Consider the following 12,347-nt stretch of genomic DNA (forward strand, 5'->3'; position numbering starts at 1 on the left):
GCTAAGTGGTCAGGCCAGTCGCCTGATTGATGGTCCAGGCGTACTCGAAGGCGGTCTGGCGCCACTTGGCGTAGCGTCCGGAGACTCCACCATGGCCAGCGGACATCTCCGTCTTGAGCAGGAACTGCCCCCCAGTGGCATCCGCCCGGAGCTTGGCGATCCACTTTGCCGGCTCCACATAGAGCACGCGGGTGTCGTTGAGCGAGGTCACCGCGAGAATATTCGGGTACTGCTTGGCCTCGATATTCTCATAGGGGGCGTAGGAAGCCATGTACTCGTAGACCTCACGATCATGCAGCGGGTCACCCCACTCATCCCACTCGGTCACCGTCAACGGCAGCTCCGGCATCAGCATGGAGGTCAGCGGGTCGACGAAGGGCACCACAGCCTGGATCCCCTTGAAACGGTCACCTGCCATGTTGGCCACCGCGCCCATGAGCATCCCACCGGCGGAGCCCCCCTCGGCGACCATCGTCTCCGGGCTACTCAGGCCACGGGAGATCAGGTCATCAGCGACATCGATGAAGTCGGTGAAGGTGTTCTTCTTCTGATCCATCTTGCCGTTGTCGTACCAGAGCCGGCCCATCTCCCCGCCGCCCCGGACATGGGCGATCACGAAGATCATCCCACGGTCAAGCAACGAGAGCCGGGCGATGGAGAAGCCGGGGTCGATGCAGGCCTCATAAGAGCCGTAGCCGTAGAGCATGGTGGGGTTGGGCTTATCGGATTCCAGATCCGCCCGGTGGATCACCGAGACCGGGATCTGGGCACCATCGGCGGCGGTGGTCCACAGGCGGTAGGAGGTGTACTGCGTCTTGTCGTAGCCGCCCAGCACCTCCTGTTCCTTGAGCAGGGTGCGCTTGCCGGTGTCGATCTCGTAGTCGAAGAGCTGGGAGGGGGTGACGAAGGAACCGTAGCTCAGCCGGATGACCGGGGCATCCCATTCCGGGTTGCCCAGGGAACCAGCGTTGTAGAGCTCCTCTTCGAAGCTCAGCTCCTCCCACTCGCCATAACCTGACTCCTTGAGCTTCATCACGGCGAGCTTGCCGATGGCCCCGGAGCGGTACCCGGAGATGATGAAGTCACGGTAGGTGTCCACGCCTTCGATCCGGACATCATCACGGTGTGCAATCAGGTCCTCGAGCTCACGCAGGGCAGGAAGCTCGGCCCCGCTGTGCGCCGGGGCATCAGAGACCGCGAAGTTCGGGCCGGTGGCGTTGTGGGTGACCACCCAGCGGTCCTCGCCGGCGATGACGGCGTGGTCGATCATGTACTCCACCCCGGCCTCCCGCTCCCAGAGCAGGCGGAATTCGCCGGTGGGATTCTCCGTCTCCAGCACCCAGGTCTCCGAGGTGATCTTGGAGGCGGACTCGATGAAGAGGTACTTCTCCGAGCGGCTGCCCCCTACCCCGGTGTTGAAACGGGCATCCGCTTCATGGAAGATGCGGACATCCTCGGACTGATCAGTACCGATCTTGTGCCGCCAGACCGAATCCGGGCGCCAGGCCTCATCGACCAACTGGTAGAAGAGGTAGCTCTCCCCCGCCCAGGTCGCGCCGTAGAAGATACCCTCCAGGCGGTCCGCCAGCAGCCCACCAGTGTCCAGGTCCTTGACGTGGAGGGTGAAGCGCTCATCCCCCTCAAGATCCACGGAGTAGGCCAGGTAGCGGCCGGAGGTGGTCACCGAGGAAGCCCCCAAGGCGAAGAACTCATGCCCCTCAGCCAGCTCGTTGAGATCGAGGATGACCTGCTCACCCTCGACCACTCCGGCTGCCGGGATGGTCGGCGGGCTCCAGGGGTCAGCTCCCTCGGCAACTGGCACCCGGCAGGAGATACCGTAGTTCTTGCCCTCCGTGGTACGACCGTAGTACCAGTGGTTTCCGGCCCGGGTGGGCACGGACATGTCTGTCTCCTGCACCCGGTTCTTGATCTCCTGGTAGACGTTCTCCCGCAGCTCCGCCAGCTCGGTGGTGTGCGCCTCGGTGAAATTATTCTCCGCGGTGAGGTAGTCGAGGGTCTCGGTGGCGGTCTTATCCCTTAACCACTCATAGTCATCCACGAAATCAATGCCGTGGTGGGTGCGGGTGATCGGGTGTTTCGCCGCCACCGGTGCGGGTGATCGGGCGGCGGCACCAGCGCCGCGGATATTCTGGTTCAGCTCATCTGAGGACATGTCTTCCGATGCTAACCCCATCACCGGACACATGAGTCTGCGGGTGGCTTCAAAGGGCCTAGATTCGCTCAGAGCTTAAAAAACCACACCCCGGGGCCCCTGTCGAAACCACTCCAGGTATGCCAACAGGACCGTGCTCATCGGATTATCCGATGAGCACGGTCCTTGGAGCCAGATATTTCCACTACCGCGCAGCGCTACACGCAGCTGCCGATCCAGTCGGAGAACTTCAGACCGGAGATGCGCTCATAAGCCTCGATATAACGCTCACGGGTAGCCTCGACGACCGATCCCGGCAGGGCCGGCGGCGGGGTGTCGGAGCTCTTCTCCCAGCCGGACTTCGGGCTGGTCAACCAGTTACGGACGAATTGCTTGTCAAAGCTGGGCTGGACCTTGCCCTCCTGGTAGCTCTCTGAGGGCCAATAACGGGAGGAGTCTGGGGTCAGAACCTCATCAGCGAGGATCAGGGTGCCTTCCGCGTCGAGCCCGAACTCGAACTTGGTGTCCGCCAGGATCACGCCGCGCTTTTCAGCGATGGCGGCGGCCTCGGAGTAGATCTTCAGGGTGGTCTCGCGCAGCTGCTCGGCGCGTGCCTGGCCGAGCTTCTCGACGACCACCTCGAAGGAGACGTTCTCGTCATGGTCGCCTTGCTCGGCCTTGGTCGCCGGGGTGAAGATCGGCTCAGCGAGCTGGGAGGCCTCGGTCAGTCCGGCGGGGAGCTCGATACCGCAGACGGTGCCATTCTCCTTGTACTCGACCAGGCCGGAGCCGGTGAGGTAACCACGTGCCACGCACTCGAAGGGCAGCATCTTCAGCTTCTTGCACACCAGGGCGCGGCCGAGGACCTCTTCCGGAATGCGGGGATCATCGATCGGGCCGGCGAGGTGGTTCGGCATGCCGAGGGCGTTGAAGAACCAGACGCTCATGGCGGTGAGGACGCGTCCCTTGTCTGGGATCTCGGTGTCCAGGATGTGGTCATAGGCGGAGATTCGATCGGAGACCACCATGAGGAGGGTCTCCTCATCGATCTCGTAAATCTCGCGCACCTTACCGGCTGAGAGGTGGGTGTACTGGGAAAGTTCAGGACGCATGATTAGGGAGTCTAGACCCGTTGGTTTTTCTTCGGTAGTTGAACCCGGATTCCCTGCTCGAAGGGGTTAAGCATGCCCCCATTCCCGGCAGGCCCTTCAGCTGAAGGGCCCCGGAAACAGCGCAGCCCCCGCGGCGTCGATAAGCATGGCGACACCGCCGGGGCTCGGCGACCGAAAACTAGAGAAAACTAGAGGATCTCACCCGGGGTGTAGCGGGCGGCCTGCGGGTGGTTGTTGATCAGATCCTGGACCTTGACCAGCACCCGTCCGACCTGGCTCTCCGCGGCACCGATGAAGGCCTTGTGATCGGAGAGTGCCAACTCCAGGTCCGCCTGGCTCATCGGCAGCCGCTCATCGGCGGCGAGGCGCTCGATGAGATCCTGTCCGCCACCGTTCTCGCGCATGTTCAGGGCGACAGCGACAGCGTTCTCCTTGATCACCTCATGGGCGGTCTCACGGCCGACCCCGGCGCGCACAGCGGCCATGAGGATGCGGGTGGTCGCCAGGAAGGGCAGGTAGCGCTCCAGCTCACGGTCAAGCATGGCGGGGAAGGCACCGAACTCGTCGAGGACGGTGAGGAAGGTCTCGAACATGCCGTCCAGGGCGAAGAAGGCGTCCGGCAGGGCCACGCGGCGGATCACGGAGCAGAAGACATCACCTTCGTTCCACTGCTGGCCGGCGAGATCGGCGACCATGGTCAGGTAGCCACGCAGGATGACCTGCAGACCGCCGACGCGCTCACAGGAACGCGCGTTCATCTTGTGCGGCATCGCGGAGGAACCGACCTGGCCCTCCTTGAAGCCCTCGGTGACGGTTTCATTGCCGGCCATCAGACGGATGGTGGTGGCCAGTGAGGAAGGTCCGGCGCCGAGCTGGACCAGCGCGGACACGGCGTCGAAGTCGAGGGAACGCGGGTAGATCTGGCCGACGGAGTCGAAGGTGCGCTTGAAGCCGAGGTGATCGGCGATAGAGGTTTCCAGCGATGCCAGCTTGGCCTCGTTGCCGCCCATCAGATCGAGCATGTCCTGGCTGGTGCCCATCGGCCCCTTGATGCCACGCAGCGGGTAACGGGAAAGCAGGTTCTCGGTGCGTTCGACGGCGATGAGCATTTCATCGGCCGCGGAGGCGAAACGCTTACCCAGGGTGGTGGCCTGGGCGGCGACATTGTGGGAACGTCCGGCCATGACCAGGTTCTGGTAGTTACGGGCGTGCTCACCAGTGCGGGCGATGACGGCGACAGCCTTGTCCCGGACCAGCTCCAGGGAAGCGAAGATCTGCAGCTGCTCGACGTTCTCGGTCAGGTCGCGGGAGGTCATGCCCTTGTGGATGTGCTCATAGCCAGCCAGCGCATTGAATTCTTCGATGCGTGCCTTCACATCATGCCGGGTGAGCTTCTCACGCTCGGCGATGGATGCCAGGTCAACCTGCTCGATGACATCTTCATAGGCGGAGATGGCCCCGGCGGGGATATCCACACCCAGGTCCTTCTGTGCCTTCATCACGGCGATCCAGAGCTGGCGCTCCATGATGATCTTTGCCTCGGGGCTCCAGAGCTCAGCGAGCTCGGCGGAAGCATAACGGGAGGACAGGACATTGGAAATCTTCTTTTTCTCAGCCACGCCCCCCATTATCGCATTAAGCGGCGCTATCCCCATCCAGGCCCGGTTGGGAGGCCAGGAAGTTCAACCGGGGCCCCAGATCCCGCACCGCGATCTCAATCCGGGCGTAGACCTCCGGGTTCAGCAATAACGTGCCGGAAAAATCCCCTGAGCTGGCATAAAGCCCTACTGGCGCGATGGCGGCCTGCAGGAATCCGAAGAGCGGGCGCAGCACCTGGTCGATGACCAGGGTGTGTCGGTCGCTGCCCCCGGTTGCGGCGAGCAGCACTGATTTATTGGCCAGCGCATACTGATCCAGCAGATCGATGAAGTGTTTGAACAGGCCGGTGTAGGAACCGCGGAAGACCGGGGTGCCCACCACCAGCAGGTCCGCCTGTTCCACCAGCTTCAGCTTCGCTTCCACCTCCACGCTGACCTCATCGCGCCCCAGCGCCCCGGTGAACCCCGGACCGAGCGTGGCCACCGAGATCTCCTCGACGCTGACCTCGTGATGCTGCTGGACCTCCTCGACAATCAATTCCAACAGAGCCCCGGTCTTGCCGGGCAGGCTGTAGCTGCCGTTGAGGGTGACGATCTTCAGGGTGCGGCTCATGGTCTTCCTTATCGCAGAGAGATGCGTTGCGACGCCCCGCGCGGGGCTGGGCGTGCAGTGGAGTTGGGGCTAGTTAGGGTGTAGGCGTCGGGGGCTGTCACCCGTGGCAAAATATGTGCAAAACGGCCTCGGGAGCCCTCCAGAAGGGCTGTCTGAGGTCACGTTGCACATATTTTGCCACGGGCTACCTGGGCGCTCCATGGGGTGTGGACAAATAGCTGCAAGAAGGCATGTTCAGGGCCTGAAAACGATGATTTCCAAGCTCCTTGCAGTTAGTTATCCACTGGGCATGAGATTCCCAGGTCCCGGCGCCCAACCCCTCCCCGATCTAACCGATCTCCCCGGGCTGGCGCGGGCGTCGAACAGCCTTGAGTTTAGACGCAATGCCGTTCGGTTTAAGGGTGATGTCAACCCTCAGGTGTGTCGCGCCATGACAAGGCTGTAGCCCCCGTTAAAAGCAGATCTCCTACCACGACAGATCATACTTCACCCCGAAGGTCGGATCCACGAAAGTAATAATCACAGGAAACCCCATTACCCGCCCCGATCAGCCGGCGGCGCTGCCCCAGCCGGAAGTCCTTCCCGAAGATCCGTCGCGGGTGGAAGAGCAGGTGCAGGTCGAAGCCATCTTAGAGGCCACTGGTATGGACTTCCTCAGCTACGAACACCCCCTCCCCGAACCCCGCGGAGCCACCTGGCCACCCACCGCCCACGATGGACGCCAACAACTCCACCTCCACCGCATCGACGTTGTCCGATAGTGCTGTGGTTGGCTCTTGGCTCGTCTCACAGCTCGTTTGTCCTCAGTATCGGTAAGTGGGTGGGACGCCCCTTGGAATCCGCCATAGATCAGCGCAACCAAAAGGGCACAACCTTATATTCAGGTGGTGCCCTCTGTCCTTAGCGGGGATCACCCCCTTAGGTCACAGATCTTGATCACGCTGCATGGTGCTGACCACCGCCCGTTGTCTGCGGCGGGCGAGAAGAAAGGCCATCAACCGGCGCACCAGGTGCGAGGTACCGGTAATCACCATTCCTGCAGCCAAGAACGCAACAAGACCCAAAAAGATGATCGGCCCATCCACATAGAACTTCATGTACAAAAATACGGCCAGACCGATGATGATGTAGGCGATATCAAACCAGAAAAAACTTACCTTGAGAAACAGTAGAGGGATTCCGATGACTAACGAGAAGACGCCACAGGTCACAGCCACAAGGCCACCAGTATTAATGTCAAAGTACTGATCCTCAGGGAAGAACGCTAGAAGAATACTTCCCACAACAACAATCAGCACCTCGGGGATGGGGAGATTAAAACCCCGCTGCGTGATTAGCCGTCGATAATTTGGTGACATAAGTTGACCTCAATCCGTGATAGCCACTTCAAAGGGACAACTCCTGCCCCCTAACCGAACAGCCTTGGGTTTAGACGCTCTCGCCAAGCGCCTTGCGCACCGCCGGCAGCACCTCGGTGCCCAACAGCTCGATGGCGCGCAGGGATTCCCGTTGCGGGGTGTTGCCGTAGCCCAGCTGCATGATGTAGCGCTCATGACCGTAGGCCTCATGCTGACGCAGGATCTTATCCACGATCTGCTGCGGACTACCCACGAAAATCGCGCCTTCCTCCGAGGCCGAGGCCTGGTAGGCGCGATAGGGGAAGGCATGGCCGCGGCCACGCTGGTGGAAATTCTCCTTCATCCCGGCGGCGAAGTAGGGGTAGGAGAATTCCTGCGCCTGCTGGGTGGTCTCCGCCACGAAGCCGGGACCGTTGACACTGACCTTCAGCTGGTTGGGATCGGTGCCGTGCTGCTCGCCGGCCTTGCGGTAGAGATCGACCATCCCCTTGAAACCATCAAGCCGACCGCCGAGGATTCCCAGGGCCATCGGCAGCCCGAATTTCGCGGCGCGCACCGCCGAGGCCGGAGTGCCGCCCACCGCAACCCAGGTGGGGATATAGTCCTGCACCGCGCGCGGGGCGATGTCCGCCTGCTCCAGTGGAGGCCGCAACATGCCCTGCCAGGTGACCGGGTTCTCCCGCTGGATGCGGTCGAGCAGTTGGAGCCGTTCCTCAAAAAGATCATTGTAGAGGTTGAGGTCATAGCCGAAGAGCGGGAAGGATTCCGTATAGGAACCACGGCCGACGATCATCTCGGCCCGGCCCCCGGAAAGATTGTCCAGGGTGGCGAACTGCTCGTAGACCCGCACCGGGTCCTCCGAGCTGAGCACCGTCACCGAGCTGGAGAGTTTGATCCGCTCGGTACGCATCGCCATCGCGGCCAGCACCACCGGTGGGGCGGACACCGCGAAATCACCACGGTGGTGCTCGCCGACACCGAAGACATCCAGACCAGCCTGATCAGCCACGGCAGCCTGCTCGAGCAGGTCACTCAATCGTTGTCTGGCGCTGGGGGCGGGCTGGCCGGTGGTGGGGTCCTCGGTCAGTTCACCAAAGTGGTAGATACCGATCTCGAAACTCATGACGCGCTCCTGCTGTGGTTGATGCTCGCGAGGGCGCCCAGGTGATCGTCCAGGGACCACCGTTGCGCCCAGTCAGTCAGCTGGTCCAACACCGGCACCAACTCCCGACCCTTCTGACTGAGAGCGTATCCGCCCGGCCGCCCCGTGTCGTCAAAATGGCGATCCACCAGCTCACAACGGGTCAGTTCCCCCAAGCGGGCAGCCAGTACGGCATCGGAGATCCCGATGACCCCGGCTTTAAGCTCCGAGTAGCGCAGCTGATGTTCCCCGAGCGTCTGGATGATGATCCCGTTCCAGCGCTTGCCCAGCACCTGCATCGCCGCCAAGAAGTCCGGGCAGACCGCGACATCCCCCTGAATCCCTGTCTCACTCATAGAGATAAAAGTAGCACCGCCGGCTCTCCATTTCAGAGCAGCTGGTGCGGGGTTGGGCGCTTATCGACGCCGCGGTGGGGCCGCGGTATGGCGGGAACCCGCCTACTTCCGGGCCAGGTATTCACCCAGTCGGCGGCAGGCCTCCCGGGACTCCGCAGCGCTGGCGCAGAGGCTCAGGCGCACCCACTCATGGCCGTGATGCGGATCAAAGTCCACTCCAGGAGCCACCGCCACGCCGATCTCCTCGACCAGCTCCTGCGACCAGGCCTCGGAGTCCTGGGTGTACTCCGAGACATCAACCCACAGGTAGAGGCCCCCGTCGGGCTCGGCGAAGGTACCCAACCCGATCTTCGGCAGCTCTGCCAGGAAGACCTCGCGGGACTCCTGGTAGGTGGCTACATGCTGATCCAGCTCGGCCTCGGCTTCAAGAGTGAAAGCGGCCCGGCCGGCAATCTGGGAGATAGCGGGAGCGCACAGTGCCAGGGAACCCAGCAGGTTCTCGATCGGATCCACCATCACCTCCGGCACAATCATCCAGCCCACGCGCCAGCCGGTCATCGAGAAGTACTTCGAGAGGGTGCCGATGCTCACCGCGTTCTCCGAGTAGGCCCGGGCGGTGACGGTCGGTCGGCCAAAGCTCATGCCGTGATAATCCTCATCAGAGATCAGCACCGCACCATGGGCATCGCACCACTGCGCGATCTTCTGCAGTTCCACCGGATCAATGATGGTGCCGGTAGGGTTACCCGGGCTGGTGACGATGACCGCCTTGGGCTTTTCCGCCAGCGCCTCGAGCATCTCCACGGTGGGCTGGAAGCGGGTCTCCTCGCCGCATTCCAGGTCCACGATCCGGGCGCCGAGGGCACTGAGGGTATTGCGGTAGGCCGGATAACCCGGGCAGCTCAGCGCCACGGCATCACCATGGTCCAGCACCGCTAGGAAAGCCGCCACGAAAGCCCCGGAGGAACCAGTGGTGACAATGACATTGTCGGCGGAGGTCGCCAGGTTGTAGGTGGCGGAATGCCAGTCCGCGATGCGCTCGCGCAGCTCCCGGTCACCGAGCACCTCGGTATAACCCAGCGGGCCGGAACGCAGCGCGATCTCAGCCTCTTGAATCACAGCCTCCGGAGCGCCGGTGGCGGGCTGACCCGCACAGAGCATGATCGTTTCCTTGCCCTCCCGGGCCCGCCGCTGGACCAGATCCAGCATGCGCATCACGCGGAAGGGTTCTACCTGGCTTCGGTTGCTGAGTAACTCGGCGTTCATGCAATCCAGCTTAAGGCAGCCACCCGGGGAACCTACAAACCGCACAACGGTGCCCCGGCCATCAGACCAGAGCCCCCTTGATCCCACTTTCCATAACGGGTATCACCCTGAGGCACCCGTGGGGATTGGCCCCGCAGAATTGGACCGCTGCGGGCCAGATTGTCGGGGTTTAGCCCAGCGAGATTTCACCCTTGACCGCCGGCAGTGCGATATCACTGCGGTAGTGGCCGCCTGCCAGGGAAATCCCCTTCAGGGTTTCATAGGCGTTGTTGCGGGCCTCGCTCAAATCTGCACCGGTGCCGACGATGCTGAGCACGCGGCCACCATTGGCCACCAGTTCACCAGCTTCATTGCGGGCGGTACCGGCGTGCAGCACCGTCTCGGAGGGTTCCGCACCGGTGAGCACATCGCCCTTGCGCGGCGCCGCCGGATAATCCGCGGCTGCCAACACCACGGTCAATGCGGACCCCTCAGCCCAGGTCAGCGGCGGCTGCTGCGCGAGGGTGCCGCGGGCCACGGCGTCGAGAAGCGTCGCCAGCGGAGTCTTCAGCAAGGCGAGCACCGCCTGGGTCTCCGGATCACCGAAGCGGCAGTTGAACTCGATCACGGCGGGGCCTTCCGCACCCCATGCCAGGCCGGCATAGAGCAGACCAGAATAGGGCGTGCCCCGACGGGCCATCTCCTTGGCCACCGGCACACAGACCTCATCGACGATGCGGTCCACCCCCTCGGCTGGGAGCCACGGCAGCGGAGTGTAGGCACCCATACCACCGGTGTTCGGGCCCTCATCATTGTCATAGGCGCGCTTGTGGTCCTGGGCGGGCAGCAGTGGCACGACGGTTTCGCCATCCACCAGGCAGAACAGGGAAATCTCAGGGCCATCGAGGAAGCTCTCCAACAGGACCGGATTGCCGGCGGCCAGCACCGCATCAACGTGCTCGCGGGCAACCACGCGCTCCGTGGTCACCACCACGCCCTTACCGGCAGCCAGACCATCATCTTTGACCACCCAGTTCGGGCCGAAACCATCCAGGACGGCCTCGATATCAGCCTCGGAAGCCCCGGGGTTCAAGGCCTGTGCCTGGGCGGTCTTCACCCCGGCAGCGGCCATGACGTCCTTGGCGAAGACCTTCGAGCCCTCAATCATGGCGGCCGCACCGGAGGGGCCGAAGACCGGGAAACCAGCCTCCCGCAGCACATCGGCGACCCCCGCGACCAACGGAATCTCCGGACCGATGACCACGAGGTCAGCGGAAATTTCAGTGGCCAGGGCAGTGGTGGCAGCAGCGTCGGTGACATCACCGAGCTGATGAATGGTGGCGAGGGCAGCCATTCCGGCATTACCGGGGGCGACGTGGAGTTCAGTGGTGGCGGGGTCCTTCTGCAGGCCGATGAGCAGGGCGTGCTCACGGGCACCGGAACCGATTACGAGGATGCGCATGGCTTATATACTAACCAACCTCCACCCGGGGCCCGGGGAAGGTCTACCGCGGTAGGGCATCGGTGCCGCCGAGGGGGTTCTCAGGGACCAGCACCAGCGGATTCTGCCGAGGATAGGTTCCGGCAAAAGTCCAGCTCCCCCTGATGGCACCAAACAAAAGACATAAGAGTTTATTGAGCTGTACTCTCAGGTTCATGAGTAGTGTGTTCACAAAAATCATCAACGGCGAGCTCCCCGGCCGCTTCATCTACCGCGATGAGAGCACCGTTGCATTCCTGAGTATCGAGCCGATCACCTACGGTCATGTCCTGGTTGTCCCGGTTGAAGAGGTCGACAAATGGACCGACCTCTCCCCCAAAGCCTGGAACCGCCTCAATGAGGTCGCCCAGAACATCGGCCGAGCGGTCATCGAGGTCTTCAGCTCTGAGCGGGCCGGCTACCTGATCGCCGGGTTTGAGGTCCCCCACACCCACCTGCACGTTTTCCCCGCCAATGACATGTCCGGCTATAACCTGGCCAATGTCATGCGCATGGACGAGACTGACCCGGCCAAGATGGATGATGCCGCCACCAGGCTGCGCGAGGCACTCGATACCGACGAACAGGGATTTCCTCGCTAGTTCAGGCCTGAGTGCTCTTCCGCCACCATGAGCTGGCTGACCTGGATCCCCACCCGCGGGGAGCTTCCGGCGCTCGCGCCACTGGATGGTTCCGGCGCGACTCCCGTGCTGTTCCTCCACGGCGTGCTGGCCTCGCCGGGTAACTTTGAGGCTGCGGTGCGGGAACTCAACACCCGAGGGGTGCCGGTGATCGCCCCCGCCTACGGTAACCGCGGCACCGGGGATATTCGGGCTTCCTTCGCTGAGCTGGCGGCTCTTCTGTCCCGGGAGATCCTCCCGGTGACCCAACACCTCGATATCGTCGGGCACTCCCTCGGCGGCAGGCTCGGCCTGCAGTTGGCCCACCATTTCCCTGGCCGGGTACGCACCCTGGTCGGTATCGGTGCCGCCTACCGCGGTGTCCCCCGAGGTATCGGCCGGGCGGCGGCGGTCCGTCACCGGATCATCGCCCGGGTGGGCGGTCCGGCGTACCACCAGCTCATGGTCCTGGCACCCCTGGCTGCTGAGGTTCCGGCGGGAACTCGGGTGGTCTCCCTGATCTCTGACGCGGATATCATCGTTCCCGCGAGCTCCGCGTCGCTCGGCGAAGTACGGCAGCTGCACGGGGTGCGGCATGAGCACCTCCCGCAGCAGAGTAGCGCCATCCTGGAAGCGCTGGCCTGGCGGGAGTGAACCCAGGCCGGATGCTCC

11 protein-coding genes are annotated in these 12,347 nt (G+C 63.0%); 2 read left to right on the forward strand and 9 right to left on the reverse strand.

Annotated elements, in window-relative coordinates:
- Window position 1: 1 nt before the first annotated feature.
- From ACTU46_RS10420 to purD, 9 genes are all read right to left on the reverse strand, one after another.
- Window positions 2-2,173, reverse strand: coding sequence for a S9 family peptidase (locus ACTU46_RS10420; RefSeq protein WP_443381604.1), 2,172 nt, complete (start codon window positions 2,171-2,173; stop codon window positions 2-4).
- 197 nt (window positions 2,174-2,370) lie between these two features.
- On the reverse strand, window positions 2,371-3,264 hold the full coding sequence (locus ACTU46_RS10425; RefSeq protein WP_443381605.1) for a phosphoribosylaminoimidazolesuccinocarboxamide synthase: 894 nt from the start codon (window positions 3,262-3,264) through the stop codon (window positions 2,371-2,373).
- Window positions 3,265-3,452: 188 nt separating this feature from the next.
- The gene (purB, locus tag ACTU46_RS10430; RefSeq protein WP_443381606.1) at window positions 3,453-4,892 is read right to left on the reverse strand and encodes an adenylosuccinate lyase; all 1,440 of its coding nucleotides are present in this window, start codon (window positions 4,890-4,892) and stop codon (window positions 3,453-3,455) included.
- A gap of 7 nt (window positions 4,893-4,899) precedes the next feature.
- Complete coding sequence (locus ACTU46_RS10435) at window positions 4,900-5,475, reverse strand: NAD(P)H-dependent oxidoreductase (RefSeq protein ID WP_443381607.1); 576 nt, start codon at window positions 5,473-5,475, stop codon at window positions 4,900-4,902.
- A gap of 923 nt (window positions 5,476-6,398) precedes the next feature.
- Complete coding sequence (locus ACTU46_RS10440) at window positions 6,399-6,833, reverse strand: hypothetical protein (RefSeq protein WP_443381608.1); 435 nt, start codon at window positions 6,831-6,833, stop codon at window positions 6,399-6,401.
- Between the two features lie 70 nt (window positions 6,834-6,903).
- On the reverse strand, window positions 6,904-7,956 hold the full coding sequence (locus ACTU46_RS10445; RefSeq protein ID WP_443381609.1) for an LLM class flavin-dependent oxidoreductase: 1,053 nt from the start codon (window positions 7,954-7,956) through the stop codon (window positions 6,904-6,906).
- Window positions 7,953-8,330, reverse strand: a complete 378-nt coding sequence (locus tag ACTU46_RS10450; RefSeq protein ID WP_443381610.1) for a winged helix-turn-helix transcriptional regulator — start codon at window positions 8,328-8,330, stop codon at window positions 7,953-7,955. The genes ACTU46_RS10445 and ACTU46_RS10450 overlap by 4 nt, the downstream gene beginning before the upstream one ends.
- 102 nt (window positions 8,331-8,432) lie before the next feature.
- Entirely contained in the window at window positions 8,433-9,545 is a 1,113-nt protein-coding gene (locus ACTU46_RS10455) for a pyridoxal phosphate-dependent aminotransferase (RefSeq protein ID WP_443381690.1), read from the reverse strand.
- Between the two features lie 220 nt (window positions 9,546-9,765).
- Complete coding sequence (gene purD, locus ACTU46_RS10460; RefSeq protein ID WP_443381611.1) at window positions 9,766-11,037, reverse strand: phosphoribosylamine--glycine ligase; 1,272 nt, start codon at window positions 11,035-11,037, stop codon at window positions 9,766-9,768.
- Window positions 11,038-11,231: 194 nt separating this feature from the next.
- Here purD and ACTU46_RS10465 point away from each other — a divergent pair, with 194 nt between their 5' ends.
- Together ACTU46_RS10465 and ACTU46_RS10470 are read left to right on the forward strand one after the other, a co-directional pair.
- Window positions 11,232-11,657: an HIT family protein gene (locus ACTU46_RS10465; protein ID WP_443381612.1), complete on the forward strand. Its 426-nt coding sequence runs from the start codon at window positions 11,232-11,234 to the stop codon at window positions 11,655-11,657.
- A 27-nt stretch (window positions 11,658-11,684) separates the two neighbouring features.
- Window positions 11,685-12,329, forward strand: a complete 645-nt coding sequence (locus tag ACTU46_RS10470) for an alpha/beta fold hydrolase (protein ID WP_443381613.1) — start codon at window positions 11,685-11,687, stop codon at window positions 12,327-12,329.
- Window positions 12,330-12,347: the final 18 nt, after the last annotated feature.

It is taken from the genome of Corynebacterium sp. A21, from assembly GCF_052266655.1.
Taxonomy (GTDB): Bacteria; Actinomycetota; Actinomycetes; order Mycobacteriales; family Mycobacteriaceae; genus Corynebacterium.